The sequence below is a fragment of the Corynebacterium sp. 13CS0277 genome (assembly GCF_002994655.1).
Taxonomy (GTDB): domain Bacteria; phylum Actinomycetota; class Actinomycetes; order Mycobacteriales; family Mycobacteriaceae; genus Corynebacterium.
Map to the genome: position 1 here is coordinate 121,258 of NZ_PPDL01000001.1, position 15,487 is coordinate 136,744.

12 protein-coding genes are annotated in these 15,487 nt (G+C 67.4%); 9 read left to right on the top strand and 3 right to left on the bottom strand.

The features are described 5' to 3' along the window. Positions 1–84 precede the first annotated feature (84 nt). The 4 genes from C1Y63_RS00500 (at position 85) to C1Y63_RS00515 (ending at position 5,426) form a co-directional block, all read left to right on the top strand. The gene (locus C1Y63_RS00500) at positions 85–1,905 is read left to right on the top strand and encodes a penicillin-binding transpeptidase domain-containing protein (RefSeq protein WP_106014502.1); all 1,821 of its coding nucleotides are present in this window, start codon (positions 85–87) and stop codon (positions 1,903–1,905) included. 66 nt (positions 1,906–1,971) lie between these two features. Beyond that, entirely contained in the window at positions 1,972–2,841 is an 870-nt protein-coding gene (gene map / locus C1Y63_RS00505; RefSeq protein ID WP_106014503.1) for a type I methionyl aminopeptidase, read from the top strand. A 141-nt stretch (positions 2,842–2,982) separates the two neighbouring features. Continuing rightward, positions 2,983–4,446, top strand: coding sequence for a cobyric acid synthase (locus C1Y63_RS00510; protein WP_106014504.1), 1,464 nt, complete (start codon positions 2,983–2,985; stop codon positions 4,444–4,446). Between the two features lie 134 nt (positions 4,447–4,580). Further along, complete coding sequence (locus C1Y63_RS00515; RefSeq protein ID WP_106014505.1) at positions 4,581–5,426, top strand: HAD family hydrolase; 846 nt, start codon at positions 4,581–4,583, stop codon at positions 5,424–5,426. On the opposite strand, the gene C1Y63_RS00520 is transcribed toward C1Y63_RS00515, so the two are convergent. The 3 genes from C1Y63_RS00520 to C1Y63_RS00530 all read right to left on the bottom strand — a co-directional run bounded on the left by C1Y63_RS00520 (position 5,423) and on the right by C1Y63_RS00530 (position 9,496). Further along, complete coding sequence (locus C1Y63_RS00520; protein ID WP_106014506.1) at positions 5,423–6,754, bottom strand: MFS transporter; 1,332 nt, start codon at positions 6,752–6,754, stop codon at positions 5,423–5,425. The two genes, C1Y63_RS00515 and C1Y63_RS00520, sit on opposite strands and share 4 nt — an antisense overlap. Positions 6,755–6,889: 135 nt before the next feature. Beyond that, complete coding sequence (gene mtr / locus C1Y63_RS00525) at positions 6,890–8,293, bottom strand: mycothione reductase (protein ID WP_106014507.1); 1,404 nt, start codon at positions 8,291–8,293, stop codon at positions 6,890–6,892. Positions 8,294–8,371: 78 nt separating this feature from the next. Beyond that, complete coding sequence (locus tag C1Y63_RS00530) at positions 8,372–9,496, bottom strand: alpha/beta hydrolase (protein ID WP_106014508.1); 1,125 nt, start codon at positions 9,494–9,496, stop codon at positions 8,372–8,374. Between the two features lie 481 nt (positions 9,497–9,977). Here C1Y63_RS00530 and mqo point away from each other — a divergent pair, with 481 nt between their 5' ends. The 5 genes from mqo (at position 9,978) to C1Y63_RS00555 (ending at position 15,376) form a co-directional block, all read left to right on the top strand. Beyond that, entirely contained in the window at positions 9,978–11,489 is a 1,512-nt protein-coding gene (gene mqo, locus C1Y63_RS00535) for a malate dehydrogenase (quinone) (RefSeq protein WP_106014509.1), read from the top strand. A 227-nt stretch (positions 11,490–11,716) separates the two neighbouring features. After that, on the top strand, positions 11,717–12,793 hold the full coding sequence (locus C1Y63_RS12900) for an ATP-binding protein (RefSeq protein WP_106014510.1): 1,077 nt from the start codon (positions 11,717–11,719) through the stop codon (positions 12,791–12,793). Position 12,794: 1 nt separating this feature from the next. Beyond that, a complete protein-coding gene (locus tag C1Y63_RS00545; RefSeq protein WP_233195502.1) occupies positions 12,795–13,559 on the top strand; it encodes a VWA domain-containing protein in 765 nt (254 codons plus the stop codon). Positions 13,560–13,719: 160 nt separating this feature from the next. Next, a complete protein-coding gene (locus C1Y63_RS00550) occupies positions 13,720–14,517 on the top strand; it encodes a MerR family transcriptional regulator (RefSeq protein WP_106014511.1) in 798 nt (265 codons plus the stop codon). Positions 14,518–14,560: 43 nt separating this feature from the next. After that, positions 14,561–15,376, top strand: a complete 816-nt coding sequence (locus tag C1Y63_RS00555; protein ID WP_146128813.1) for a DedA family protein — start codon at positions 14,561–14,563, stop codon at positions 15,374–15,376. The last annotated feature ends 111 nt before the right edge of the window (positions 15,377–15,487 follow it).

The window sequence follows — 15,487 nt, forward strand, 5'->3', positions numbered from 1 at the left end:
TTGTCGTCGGCCGCGTGCCAGGCGTGGGGTGTCACCCGGTGCGCCTTGCGCAGCGCCGTGGGCTGCGCTGTTACAGTGAGCCGCATGAAACGTCTGGTCAGTGTCCTGCTTACTGCCTCCATGGCGGCAACGAGCCTGGTGGCCTGCACCCCGAAACCAGACCTTCCCCAGCCTGTCGTCGAGGAATTCCTCGCCGCGCTCAAAGACAAAGACTTCGCCGCCGCAGCAGCGCTCACCGACGCCCAGGATGCCGCAGTCGCGGACATCGCAGCATCCTTCGACGGGCTGCAGGCTGACTCCGTCGACGGCAGTGTCGACGACGTCTCCTTGAGTGGTGACAACGCCACCGCCCACTTCTCCCTGCGCTGGGAGTTTCCCCGGGACCGCAGCTGGGACTACGACAACGACATGACGTTGTCGAAGAGCCCCAAAGGGTGGGTGATCCGCTGGCAGCCCTCCGTGCTGTACCCCGGGCTGGGGGCAAACCAGCACATGGAACTCCGGGCGATCACCCCGCCGAAAGCCGGGGTGATTAGCTCCGACGGTGCGGCGATCCTCTCCCCGGGCACCTACTACCGCATCCTCGTCGACCCGCAGGCCGCCGGCAGCGCGGCCGCTACCCGGGCCGCCAGCGCCCAGGTCGCGAAAGTCTTGGGTGAGGTCCACGCCCGCGACGAACACGTCCCGGCCGTCGACGCCCAAGAACTACTCGCCATGACCACAGGCGCCGATCACGCGATTTCGGTGGCGAACCTCACCGAATCCCAATACGCCCCGGTCCAAGCGGAACTCGAGAACTTTCCCGGCATCGTCGTCAATCCGGAAGCGGGCATGATCAACAATGATCCTGCCTTCGCCCCGGAAATCATGAGCCGGGTGGAAAACATCATCCAGGATGACGTGGACGGGGCGAAAGGCTGGCAAGTCGTTGCCGCGAATGCCTTCGGCGCGCAGCTCGAGGTGCTCACCCGACACGACCCGCAGCCCGCGCCCGCGATTCGGATCTCCCTCGACCACGGGGTGCAAAACGCCGCCCAGGATGCGGTGAACCTGCGCCGGGAGATGAAAGCCATGATGGTGGCCATCAAGCCCTCCACAGGGGAAATCCTGGCGGTGGCACAAACCCCCGCCGCCGATGCCGACGGCGATGTCGCCCTCATGGGCCAGTACCCGCCGGGCTCCACCTTCAAGATGATCACCGCCACCGCCGGCATGCAGCACCAGCAGCTCACGCCGAACAGTATCGTCCCCTGCCCCGGGTCCATGGAGATCGGCTACCGCATCGTCACCAACTACAACGGTTTTTCCAAGGGCAACGTGCCGCTGCAGTCCGCGTTCGCTGCCTCCTGCAACACCACCTTCGCCGATATTTCCGCCAAGTTGGCGCCGGGGGAGTTGCAGCACACCGCGAAGCAGTTCGGGCTCGGGATCGACTACACCATCCCGGGGCTCAACAGTCTCACCGGCTCCGTTCCGGATGGGCAGGACGCTATCGACCGCACGGATGCAGGCTACGGTCAGGGCACCGACCTCGCGAGCCCTTTCGGCATGGCACTGGTCGCGGCGACCGCCGCGCACGGCAGCACCCCGGTGCCGACGCTGATTAGCGGGCATCCCACCGAGGTCAGCGAAGCCGTCGAACCCCCGGCCCCGGAAGTCATTGAGCAGCTCCGCCAGATGATGCGCGCGGTCGTGACCTCAGGCACCGCCCGCGGCATGCAAGCCCAGGGCGAGGTCTATGGCAAGACCGGTGAGGCCGAAATCAATGGCGGCTCCCACGCCTGGTTCGCCGGCTACCGCGGCGACCTCGCTTTCGCCACCCTCGTCGTTCTCGGCGGGGGTTCGGAGACCGCCGTGGCGATCACCGACCACTTCCTCCGCGCCCTCGACGCCCCCGCCCCGTAGCTCGGCCACCGTCGCAGCATGACTCGCCGCTTGGGTCTGCCGGGGCGGGCACTAAGATGGGGGACCATGACTTCTCGTGCACCCCTGCGTCCTGGCACGCAGACCCCCATCCGTACCGTCCCCGCCGGAATTGAGCGCCCCGAGTACGCGTGGAAAGACACCGTCCACGAGGCGGAAGGCGAGCCCTTCGTCCAAACCCCCGAAACCATCGAGAAGATGCGCGTCGCCAGCGAGCTGGCTGCCAACGCGCTGGTGTTGGCCGGCAAGGAGGTCACCCCCGGGGTGACCACCGATCACCTCGACGAGGTGGTCCACACCTACCTGTGCGATCACGGTGCCTACCCTTCGACGCTGGGCTACCGGGGTTTCCCGAAGTCCTGCTGCACCTCCCTCAACGAGATTGTGTGCCACGGCATCCCGGACAGCACCGTCATCGAGGACGGAGACATCGTCAACATTGATGTCACCGCCTACATCGGCGGCGTCCACGGCGACACCAACGCCACCTTCCTGGCGGGCAACGTTTCCGAGGAGCACCGCCTGCTCGTGGAGCGCACGAAGGAAGCTACCCTGCGGGGTATCCGCGCGGCGAAGCCCGGCCGGGAGGTCAACGTCATCGGCCGCGTCATCGAGGTCTACGCAAAGCGCTTCGGCTACAACGTGGTACGCGACTTCACCGGCCACGGCGTCGGCCCCACCTTCCACAACGGGCTGGTGGTGCTGCACTACGACAGCGACATGTACACCGACGTGCTGCAGCCCGGGATGACGCTCACCATTGAGCCGATGATCAACCTCGGTGGCCTGGACTACGACATCTGGGAGGATGGCTGGACTGTGGCGAACCGCGACAAGCAGTTCACCGCCCAGTTTGAGCACACGATCGTCATCACCGAGGACGGCAACGAGATCCTCACGCTGCCGACCATCGACTAAAACCTGCGGGGGCTTGAAAGGCCACACCACGGCCTTCCTGGCGGCGTGCCGCGACCGCGGCGCCGGCCCCTCTCGACCTCCTCTTCCAGGGGCCAACAGACGGCCCCGGATCTCTCCTTGTTTGCACGTGGGTGTATTGCCGTGACAGCTGTTCTTCTCGCCGGGACGACCTCGGACGCCGGAAAATCAATCCTCGCCGCAGGCCTGTGCCGGGCGCTTGCCCTGCGGGGGTGGAAGGTGGCGCCGTTTAAGGCGCAGAACATGTCGAACAACTCGGCCGTGTGCCCCTCGGGCGGGGAGATTGGTCGCGCCCAGGCGCTCCAGGCCGCAGCCTGTGGGCTGGAGCCGCGCGTGGAGTTCAACCCGATTCTGCTCAAGCCCGGCTCCGATCGCACCAGTCAGCTGGTGGTGCTGGGCCGCGCCGAGGGGTCGGTGAGTGCCCGCAGCTACGTCGAGCACCGCGCCCACCTGCGCCAGGTCTCCGCGCGGGCGCTGCACGCGCTGGAGGAGGAATTCGACATCGTCGTCGTCGAGGGCGCCGGCTCGCCCGCGGAGATCAACCTGCGGGCGACGGATGTGGCGAACTTTGGTCTCGCGGAGGCCGCCGACCTGCCCGTCTACGTCATCGGCGATATCGACCGCGGTGGCGTGTTGGCGCACCTCTACGGCACGTACCACATCGTGGATGCGGCTGATCAAGCGCGCATCAAGGGCTTCATCATCAACAAGTTCCGGGGTGACGAAAGCATCCTCACCCCGGGGCTTGTCGACCTTGAGCAGCGCACCGGGGTGCCAACGATCGGTGTGTTCCCCTTCATTCCGGGGCTGTGGATCGATGCGGAGGATTCCCTGCAGTCGGTCGTCGGTGCGCCGTTGGGGCCGCCGACGAGCGCCCTCGGGTCCGCACGGTTGACCGTGGCGGCCGTGCGCCTGCCACGAGTATCCAATGCCACCGACATTGAGGCGCTCGCCTGCGAACCGGGCGTGACCGTCAGCTGGGCGGTCGACCCCGATCAGGTAGCGACCGCAGACCTGGTGGTGCTGCCGGGCTCCAAGGCGACGGTGAGCGACCTGAAATGGTTGCGGGATACAGGTGTGGCCGACGTCATCCAGGACCGAGTCTCCCGGGGCCTGCCCGTGGTGGGGATCTGCGGCGGCTACCAGATGCTCTGCGCCAGCATTACCGACACCGTGGAAGCCGCGGGCGCGGACGAGGAGGCCACGGTACCGGGCCTGGGGGTGTTCGACACGGACATCGTGTTCCACCCCACGAAGACACTCGTGCGCCACCCCGACGGCGCCTACGAGGTGCACCACGGGCGGGTCGCCCGCACCACCGAGTCCCCCTGGATCGGTGAGGAAGGCAACCGCCGGGGAGTGGCCTTCGGTACCCACCGCCACGGCCAGCTGGAAAACGATGAGTTCCGCCGCGACTTCCTCCGCACCATCGCCCAGGCCGTCGGCAAACAGGACACGTTCGTCGTCAGCCCCAACACCTCGTTCGCGGCCGCGCGAGAAGCACAGCTTGATGCGATTGCGCGCGCCTGGGAGGAACACGTCGACCTCGATCGTTTCCTGGCGGAGGTGCGTACTTTCCGCGCGTAGCGCAGCAGCCGCGGTCGGCGCGCCGGGAGGGGAGAGGACTACGCTGGACGGCATGTGTGCCGCGCGGCAGCTGCCGCGGGCAGACGTGTTTGTTGTGTAGTTTTTTCGGCCGTTTTCTTTTATTTGGGAGCGTCATGACTTCTTCTGCTCCACTGCCCCTGGCTGGGCACTTCCTCGCCAGCGACATGGATGGGACTCTTATCTTCGACGGCAAGGTCTCCGAACGTGACTTGGCGGCGATCGCCGCCTATCGGCGCGCCGGCGGCACCTTTGCGCTGTCGACGGGCCGTTCGTTGAACCTCACCCGCGACGTGGTGGTCGAGTACGGGATGGAGATCGACTACGCCGTCATGTGTAGCGGTGCCGTGGTTTCCGACGGGGCGTTTGAGCCCTTCTACGTCAAGGAGATTCCCACCGCGGTGGTCGACGACATTGTGGACTTCGTTTCCGGCTGGCCGGATATCGCGGTGTGTGCCACCTTCCTCGACACCCGCGACGCGGTGCTGCTGCGGCAGGTGGAGCTCGACCACCGCACCGAATTGTTCGAACTGTTTGGGCCTGTTGGCTCCGCCGGCAAGGTTGCGGACCATGTGGTGACGGTGGTGCCGATTTGGTTGCCGGAATCGGACCTGCGGCCGCGCCCGGCGGGCTATGACATTGCGACCGCCCAGCGGCTTCTTGAGGAGCATCTCGGCGACGAGGTTGATATTCACCGCAACGCTGAGTTCCTCGATATCGCGCCCTCTGGTTGCACGAAGGCGACGGGTCTTGCGCGCGCGGTTGCCGAGTGGGGGCGCACCCCCTCAGCCACGCATACCCTGGGTGATAATTTCAACGACCTGCCGATGCACGAGTGGGCCACTCATTCGGTGTCTTTCCCGCATTCGCCGGCGCCGGTGCGGCAGGCCACCGAGGTCGTCGCGGGGAGTGTCGCCGAGTACATCGAGGGCCTGCTGGCCTCTGTGGGCGCGGAGTCCTAGTAGTTACGTGCGGCCGGGCGTCCCCAGTAGGCGAACATCGGCAGCGCGGAGGCCGCGATGACGGCGAACAGGACGGTGAACTTGTAGTCGGGGAAGAACCGTGCGCCGGAGGTTTGGATGATCGCCGCGAGGGACACCATCGTCGTGGTGCCGATGATGCCCATGACCTGGAGTGCGGAGCCGTGGAAGCCGGTGGCGTCCGCGCCGGCGCGCTCCAGGGCGTCGCTCGACAGGCGGGGGTAGAGGAACCCCATGCCCGCAGCGGAGATTCCCCATCCGGCGACAGCGACCGCCCAGTGGACTTCCATTGCGGCGGCCACCATGAGCAGCGCCATGCCCGCCGTCATCATGCCGTAGCTCGCCAGCACCACCGTGCGCAGCGGCACCCGGGCACCGATGCGTGCTTGCGCCGTGGACCCGGCGAACCACGTCACCCCGGACACCGTCAGCCCTAGACCTGTGAGCGTCGGTCCCAACCGGTAGCTCTGGCTGAGCAACAGCGGCAGGTAGATCTCGGCGGCGAAAAACATGTCGGCGAACGCGCGGGTCCACATCAACGCATTGCCCCGGGGCACCAGTGGGCGCGAAGCCCACACCGTTGCCGCCGCCCCGCCGAGAAACAGCGGCGCCGCCCAGCGTAAGTCCACCTGGGAGGAGAAGTTCATCACCGCCACGCTCAACGACACCAGCGTCGCGGCCAGCAGCGCGCCCCGGGTGCTACGCCCAGCGGCGCCCGACGCGGCGCGTTTGGGGCGGGGCAGGGTGCGCAGCACCCGTGCCAGCAGCACCAGCGCCAGCAGCAGCGTGGCCGCCACCAACACAAACACCCCATGCCAACTCGTGGCCTGGGCGATGAGTCCCGCCACGCCGGGCCCGATGAGGCTGGGCACCACCCACGCGCCCGCAAACGCGGCGAAGACCTTGGGGCGCAGCGCCGCGGGATACGCCACCCCGATGACGGAGTAGATGGCGACGATGAGTGCCCCGCCGCCGAGGCCCTGAATTACACGGGAGGCAACAAACACCGCCATGGTGGGGGCGATGATCGCCAACCCCAGGCCGGCCAGGAGCACCAGGCAGCCGGCGAGCATCGACAGGCGGGCCCCGTAGCGGTCCGTCACCACACCCGCGCCGACCATGCCGAACACGCTCGCGGCGAACGGCAGCACGAAGGTCAGCGAATAGGCGCTCGTCCCGCCGAGGGCGCTCGTAATCGTCGGCATGACCGCTGTGACCGCCGTCTGGTCGAAGGCGGTGGCGATCACCGCGACGAGGATTCCGGCGGTGGTGGGCCACAGGGGAGCCCGGTAAATGCTCGTGGCTGACATGGATGATGAGTGTAGACCCACCGCCCACCCCCACACACCGGCCCCGGCATCGCACCGCGCGTGAGACACAGCACTGCCCCGGGGCCCGCACTTGGGCACCCGGGGCAGTGGCACGAAATCACACGGGATACGTGCTTAGAACTCCAAACCCAGCAGGGCGTTTTCGATGAGCTCCGGCAAGGCGGGGTGAATCCAGTACTGGTCGGTCGCGACCTTGCGGGCATCCAGGTCGAACGCCATGACAGTGATCAGCTGCTGGATGAGGGTCGAGGCCTGCGGGCCCATGATGTGCACACCCAGCAGGCGGCCGGTGGCCTTGTCGGCGATGAGCTTGGCGAAGCTGGTGGTGTCCTCCATCGCCCAGCCGTAGGCCACATCCCCGTACTTCTGCACCTTCACGGTGATGTCGAAACCCTGCTCCCGGGCCTGCTCCTCGGTGAGGCCGACGGTGGCGATCTGCGGGTGGGAGAAAATCGCCGACGGCACCAGGTCGTGCGGCATGGGCCGCAGATCCTCCGGGTGCAGCAGGTTGTGGCGCACTGCCCGCATCTCCGCGTTGGCCACGTGCTTGAGCTGGTAGGGGGAGGACACGTCGCCGAGCGCCCACACGCCCTCGGCAGTGGTGCGGCCGAACTCGTCGACTTTGATACGGTCGCCATCCATGGCGATGCCGGCGGCCTGAAGGTTCATCTGGTCGCCGTTGGGGATGCGGCCCGTGGCCAGCAGCAGGACCTCGGCCTGCAGGGTCTCGCCGTTGTCGAGGACGAGCTCCACCCCCGTATCCGTATCGCGGGCGGCGGACACGGTGCGGCCCAGCTTGAGGTTCCACTGCGTCGCCGCGATCTCGGTGAACGCGTCGGATACTTCCCGGTCGAGGGCGCGCAGCAGCCGCTCGGAACGGTTGACGAGCGTGACGTCGACCCCGAGGGAGGAGAAGACGTGGGCGAACTCGGCGGCAATGAACCCACCACCGACGATGATCATCGACTGCGGCAGCTGCGGCAGCCGCATGATGTTTTCGTTCGTGTAGTACGACACATCCGAGGACTCGAACACCGGCAGCACCGCGGGGCGGGCACCCGTGGCGATGACCACCTGGTCGCCCGTGATGACGACGTCCTCCCCGCCGGTGGAGGTGGCGATGGTGCGGGGGCCGACGAAGGAGGCGTGGCCGTCGAAGACGGTGATGTTCGGGGTCTCCGGGCCGCGACGGTACGCCTCACCGCCGGCGGCGATGGGGTCGATGCGGCGGGAGAACACCCGCTCGACGATTGCCGGCCAGTCGGCACCCTCATAGGTGGCGTGCAGGTTGTAGCGGGCGGCATCCTGGATTTCCCGGGCCACGTCGGCGGCGTAGACGTACATCTTCGTCGGAATGCAGCCCACGTTGAGGCAGGTGCCGCCGAACACACCTTTTTCGATGATCGCGATGGACTTGTCATCGAACTCCGGGCCGGGGATCGAGTTTCCGGAGCCGGTGCCGATGATGACGAGGTCGAAGTGCTGGGCGCCCGCGGGGCGCTCGGGGGACGTGCTCATAAGAGACCAGGGGAACCTTTCGAAAAAAGGGGTGATGTGCGACTGGCGGCTGCGCGAAGCGCCGCCCAAGGAGGTGTGTTAGAGGCCGAGGGAATCGAGGAAATCGTCCAGGCGGGCAAAAGCCGTGGCCCGGGCGATGTGCTGGGAGAGGAACACGTCGTGGCGTGCGCCGGGGATCTGGTGGATGGTCACCTCATCACCCGTGGCGGCCAGGCTCGGCGACCAGGACACAATGTCGTTGACGTCGAGGACCGCGTCGGCACAATCCGTCGCCGCAGAATACGGCTTATTGAGCCACGAACTCGTAGAACACAACACCATGGTGGGGGCCGGGCATTCCACCACCCCGGAGTGGATGGTGTCCTGGCCGACGATGATGGCCCGCAACCAGCCCACCGTCTTCGGCTGCCCCTCCAAGGGCTTGTAGTCGAGGTTGAAATCCCACTCGCCGTGCGCGGAAGAGTGAATCGACTGCCCGTAGGCGCTCAAGTCGCCGCCGCTGCGCATCGGCATGTTCGGCCGCGCCTTCCCCAGGGTGCGCACCGCGGGGCGCAACATTTTCTCCGCCCAGTTCGGGATCATCATCCCCAACCAGGGAGAGTTGAGCACCACGCCCGCCAGGGGAGCCAACAGGGCGGCCGCCGCCGGATCCTCCTGGGCCTGCAACCGCAGCCGGTCCAGCCATAGCGGGGTAATCAACCCGCCCGTCGAGTGCGCCAGCACCACCACCGGCCCGTGGGCGCCGGCGGCCGCCAGTGCCGCGTTGAGTTCCATGTCGTAGTACGCCAGATCAAGGGTGTGGTGCCAGCGCTGACCTGGCCGCCACGAGCGGCCGCACTTGCGCAAATCCACACCCATCGTGCGGATGCCCCGCTGGGCGAGGTGGTGGGCGACGTGCGCCTGGAAGAAGTAATCCGTCATGCCGTGCACCCACAGCACCGTCGGCGCGTGCTCCGGCAGCGGGGTCGACGGGCGGTACTCCACCAGGGTGCCGACAATGTCGGTTTCGCCTTCCGGGTCGCGGCCCAGGTCGACCGTGGCGTGGAAGAAACCCTCGCCCAGCTCGTCGGGCTCCCACTGGAGCGTGTCCACACGGAACTGGGGCGGCCAGGCTACCGACGACGTCGCCGCCGGCGGCAGGTCGGGGGAGGAGGAGTTGCCAGTGGAGGAGTAGGGGGCAGGCGTTGATGCGTTGGAAGTCATGGGACCCAACCTAGTGCGGCGGGCTGTGATTTGTCTGGCAATTCGCGCACGCGCGGTCAAGCACATCTGCTACGCCCCGGGGTGGAGGGAACGCCGTGCCGCGGGGCACGGGTGTACTCGGGGCGGTGAACGGGGGTAATTTTTGTACCGCGTTCATAGGGGTGCCGCACTGCCCCCGGTGACGATAGTAGTGCCCCCGTTACTGGGGTTTTGGCCCGTCAGTTGCTGTGGCGTTCGTTGGGGAGGGGGGAATTTTGGGGGAAACTCAACCAAAATTCCCCTACCCCCGCGCTCAGGGGAGTAGGGTGGTAGAGCAATGGAGGCGCTGCCCGGATGTGGGTTGGCTCTTCGCGCCCACGTCTGGGTGGGCGCGCGGAGAACACACCCCGCACCGCGGGCAAGTCCTACGCGCGGCAGCTGATGATGCGGCGCGTACGCCCAGGGCAAAGCGAAGAAGCAATCCGTAAGGAAGTTAAACAAAGTGTCTGATTCCACTCCCGGATCCACGACGAAAAACCCTGTGACCGATGAAGCTGATGTCGTCCTGATCGGTGCGGGCATCATGTCCGCCACCCTCGGTGCCATGCTCAGCGAACTGGAGCCCGAGTGGTCCCAGGTCATCTTCGAGCGTCTGGATGGCCCCGCCGAGGAGTCCTCCTCCCCGTGGAACAACGCAGGTACCGGCCACTCCGCTCTCTGCGAGCTGAACTACACCCCCGATGTCAACGGCAAGATCCAGACCGCGAAGGCCATCGGCGTCAACGAAAAGTTCCAGGTGTCCCGCCAGTTCTGGGCACACCAGCTGGAGGCCGGTGTCCTCACCGACGCCCGCGACTTCATCAACCAGGTCCCGCACGTGTCCTTCGCGCAGGGCGCCGATCAGATTGACTACCTCAAGCGCCGCTACGATGCACTGGCCCCGCACCCGCTGTTCCCCAACATGCAGTTCAGCGACGACCCGGCCACCTTCGCAGAGTTCCTGCCGCTGATGGCCAAGGGGCGTAACTTCGACGAGAACCCGGTCGCCATCTCCTGGACCGATGCCGGCACCGACATCAACTACGGTGCGCTGACGAAGCAGTTCATCAAGGGCTGCCAGGAGCGCGGCACGACCGTCCGCTACGGCCACGAGGTCAAGGACATCAAGCGCGACGGTGCGAAGTGGAAGGTTGTGGTCCGCAACGTCCACACCGGCGACGAGTCTGTCGTCCGCGCCAACTTCGTCTTCGTCGGCGCCGGTGGCATGGCGCTGCCGCTGCTGCAGAAGGCCGGCATCCCCGAGATCCGTGGCTTCGGTGGCTTCCCCGTGTCCGGCGAGTGGCTGCGCTGCACCAACGAAGAGCTCGTGGAGCAGCACCGCGCGAAGGTGTACGGCAAGGCCTCCGTGGGCGCGCCGCCGATGTCGGTGCCGCACCTCGACACCCGCGTCATCGACGGCAAGAAGGGCCTGCTGTTCGGCCCGTATGCTGGCTGGACCCCGAAGTTCCTGAAGAAGGGCTCCTGGTTCGACCTGCCGAAGTCCCTGCGCCCCACCAACCTGATGTCCATGCTTGCCGTGGGTGTGCAGGAGATGGGCCTGACGAAGTACCTCATCACCGAGCTGCTCAAGGACGAAGAGGCCCGCGTCGAAGCGCTGCGCGAGTACATGCCGTCCGCGAAGGCCGAGGACTGGGAGTTGGTCACCGCCGGCCAGCGCGTCCAGGTCATCAAGCCGATCGTCGGCCCCCGCTTCGGTTCCCTGGAGTTCGGCACCGCCCTGATCAACAACTCTGAGGGCACCATCGCTGGTCTCCTCGGTGCCTCCCCGGGCGCGTCCATCGCCCCGGCAGCCCTGCTGGAGGTCCTCGAGCGCTGCTTCGGCCAGAAGATGGTCGAGTGGGGCCCGAAGATCAAGGAAATGGTCCCCTCCTACGGCGTGAAGCTTGCCACCGACCAGAAGATGTTCGACGAAGTGTGGAGCCACACTCAGAAGGTGCTCAAGCTCGACAACTAAGTCGCAGCGCACCCACGTGTGCCCCCGCAGCCCACCTTTGGTGGTGCTCCGGGGGCACACGTGTGTCTGGCGCCGGCGAGCCCCGCGCACCCGGCCGCCGCGACAAGGGGCGTACACGAGACGGGCTGCGTGCGGCGCATGGGGTGGCAACGGGGGTGCCCCGCGGGTGCGGGTGGCCGTAGTGGGGTTGCTGGTCGCTATGCTTGTGCTTTGTGACTTCGCAACAGATGCAACCGGTTGGTTTCCCTTTCTCCGCCGTCGTCGGCCACGACGAGCTCCGGCTCGCCCTCATGCTGACGGCCATTGCCCCCAGCATTGGTGGCGTGGTGGTGCGCGGCGAGAAGGGCACTGCTAAGACCACCACCATCCGCGGCTTTGCCCGCCTCATTCAGGGGCCCCTGGTCAACCTGCCCATTGGTGCCACCGAGGATCGCGTTGTGGGTTCCCTCGACGTGGAGACCGTCCTGACGACGGGTCGCGCGGAATACAAGCCGGGCCTGCTCGCGCAGGCGGACGGCGGCATCCTGTACGTCGACGAGGTCAACCTCCTGCCGGATCACCTCGTCGACAGTTTGCTGGACGCGGCGGCCACGGGGCAGGTCACCATCGAGCGCGACGGTATTTCCCACACCTCCCCGGCGCGGTTCGTGCTGGTGGGTTCCATGAACCCCGAGGAGGGGGAGCTGCGCCCGCAGCTGCTGGACCGTTTCGGCCTGGCGGTCGAGGTGCGTGCCTCCCGCGACGTGGAGGTGCGCGCGGAGATCATGCGCCGGCGTTTGGCTTTTGAAGAAGACCCGGCGGAGTTCGTCTCCGGGTATGCGCCGGTGGAATCAGAACTGGCCGCCCAGTTGGAGGTCGCCCGCACGCTGTTGCCGCAGGTGCAGCTCGGCGACGTCATGCTGGCGCGCATCGCGCACGTGTGTGCATCGTTTGATGTCGATGGCATGCGCGCCGACTTGGTCATCGCCCGCACCGCCCGGGCGCATGCCGCGCTGCGGGGCGCGGTGGAGGTCGCCGAGGAGGATATTGCGGTGGCGGCGAAGCTGGCATTGCCGCACCGCAAGCGCCGGGATCCTTTCGACGACACTGGCCTGGACGAGCAGCAGCTGGAGCAGGCACTCGAGGACGCTGCAGAAAACTTCCCCGAGGAGGACACCCCTGAGTCCGGGGACGCTCCCGCCCCCGAGACCGAGCCCCAGGAGCAGGCCTCGGAGGACCCGGCCACCCCGCCACAGCAGGACGAGACTCCCACCACCGACGGGAAGGCAGGTAGCGCCGCATCCGGCGCCCCCTTTCGCCCCTAGGTTGCTGCGCCGCGCCGGCATCGGCGAGGAAGGCGTGCCGGGCCGACGCTCGAAGGCCTACTCGGCTCAGGGGGCGACGGTGCGCGCGGTCGCTGGCGGGCACGGGCTCAACGTCGTCGGTAGCGTGCTCGCCGCGGCGGACCGTGGGGCCCAGATCCGCGGAGAGATGATCGACTTCCGGCCCACCGACTTGCGCGGCAGCCTCCGCCGCGGGCAGGAATCCAACCTCATCGTGTTCCTTGTCGACGCCTCCGGCTCCATGGCTGCCCGGGATCGTCTCTCGGCAGTCACCGGTGCCGTGGTGTCGCTCCTGCGCGACGCCTACCAGCGGCGCGACAAGGTCGCCGTCATCAGCGTGCGCGGTCGTGCACCGGAGATTCTGCTGCCGCCGACCGGCAGCATCGAGGTGGCGGTGCGCCGGATGGCGCACGCCGCCACTGGTGGCCGCACACCCCTGGCGCAGGGACTGCTGCTGGCTGAGGAACTCATCGAGCGGGAACACCGGAAAGAGCCCGGCCGCCGCGCGATGCTGGTGGTGCTCTCCGACGGGCGCGACACGTCTGCTGCGGGGGTGGCGGGCGTGCGGCGCGCCGCCACCCAGATCTCCCGCCGGGGCCTCGCCGGCAGCCTCGTCGTCGACTGTGAGCGCGGCGGTCGTGTCACCCTGGGCTTGGCGAAGGAACTCGCCCGGGGGCTCGTCGGCGCCTACGCGAAATTGGACGAGCTCGACGCGGAATCCCTGTCCGGGATCATCGACGCGGTCTAACCCCGCACACCCAGGAGGACCACGTGCTGGGCGTGTCCACGTGTCGGCGCCAGGGGCCTGGATTTGGCGTTACCGTCGCGTCAACCCCGCACAGTGGAGGATGCACACAGCACCACGAGCACCACTGCCACAGTGAGCGGCAGGGAAGGGATGGCCGTTGATGACCACTTGCGATTCGTCCGGGTCCGATCTCACGATCGGGCAGGCTGCCCAGGCTTTGTCGGTGACCGCCCGGACGCTGCGGCACTGGGATGACATTGGCCTGCTGCAGCCGACGTGGCGCAGTAGCGACAATCACCGGGTCTACACGCCTGAGGAGATGACCCGCGCCCGCCAGATCCTCGTCTTCCGGGCCGCAGGGGTCCCCTTGCGCGATATCGGTGACGTGCTGGATCACCCTCGCCGCCAGGCCGAAATTCTGCGCCGCCACCGGCGCCGCCTGGAGGAGGACGCTGTGCGCCTGCGCGCGCGACTGCGCGCAGTGGACACACTGCTGAAGGGATACACCATGACCACGACACCGCACGACGACAACCAGGACCCCGGGGAGTGCTCAACTCCGGGGGACGCCCTGTGGGAGGACACCTGGGACGCCTATCGGGAGGAAGCCGCCGCCCGCTGGGGCGACACTGACGCATGGCAGCAGGCACAGTCCGGCCCCGCGGGGGCGGACCTGCTGGCCACTCACCGCGCTTTCGTCGACGAACTCCTGGCCGCCCGCGCCGCAGGTGTGGCCCCAGGCTCCCCGGAGGCCGCCCGCCTGGTGCACGCACACCGGGATGCGGTGGGCGCATCCTTCGAGTGCACGGCCGCCCGCCAGGTGCTGCTGGCCCGCATGTACGTTGACGATGAGCGCTTCGCACGGTTCTACCAGGGCGCGGCTGGGTACCTCCGCGACCTCGTGGAAGCCCAGGCTGCTAGCGAAGGCGTGGACCTTCAGGACGTGGCGTGGGGTTAACCCCGCCCGGGCTGCTGCGGCGGCCTGCTGTAGCCTGTCCTTCATGACCGACAACACCTCGCCGCAGGCGCACCCCGAGCACCCGGAGGAAGCACGCCACGGTGACGCCTCCCCGAGTACCCCGCACGCCGCCGACTCGGCCGCGACCGCAACTGACGCCGCGGCCGAGCCTGCCTGGTGGGATCAGCCGGGCATGCCGTGGAACTCCAAGCCCGGCAAAGCCGACCTGTGGTGCTTCGGCTCAATCGTCGCCGTCGGCGTCGTCAGCCTCATGCTGCTGCCGCTGCGCGCCTGGCTATTGGCCGCCGAATCGCGCCTGCCGTGGCTGGTCGCCCTCTTAGGTTCCTCGGTCGGCGGCGCGGCACTGGGATCCTTGGCCGCCGTCGGCACCGCCGTCCCGCTGTTGTGGCCGCTGCTGCTCGGCGGGCTTACCCGCATTAAATTCGACTGGGTGTACTGGTGGGCCGGCAACCTGTGGGGCCGCGGCATGATCGAAATGTCCGCCAACCAGTCGGCCCGCGCCGCCCGCAACTATGAGCGGGCGGAACGCTGGGCGAAAAAGATGGGTTGGGTGGGCATTTTCGCCGCCTACATTCCCATCCCGCTGCCCCTACGCCTCGTGGTGTTCGTCCTCATGGGCGCCCACGGCATGCCGCTGAAGAAATTCCTCCTCATCGACTACATTGCCGCCACCGTGTGGCTGGCGGCCTACATGGTCTTCGGCTACGTCGTCGGCGAACCCGCCGTCGACCTGCTGAGCGCATACGCGAAAATCTCCAACTACGTTGTCCTCGCCCTCGTCGTCGTCATGGTGGCGGGCGTGATGTTCCGCAGCCGCAAAACCCCGGCCTCTCACTAGCCCACCCGGCGGGTCCCCACCCGGCCCCGGCACCGCGCACCCTTGATGGCTGTCGCAGTGCCGGGGCCGTGTGCGTCACTCAGGTGCAGCACAGCGTCCCCGCGGCGCGCG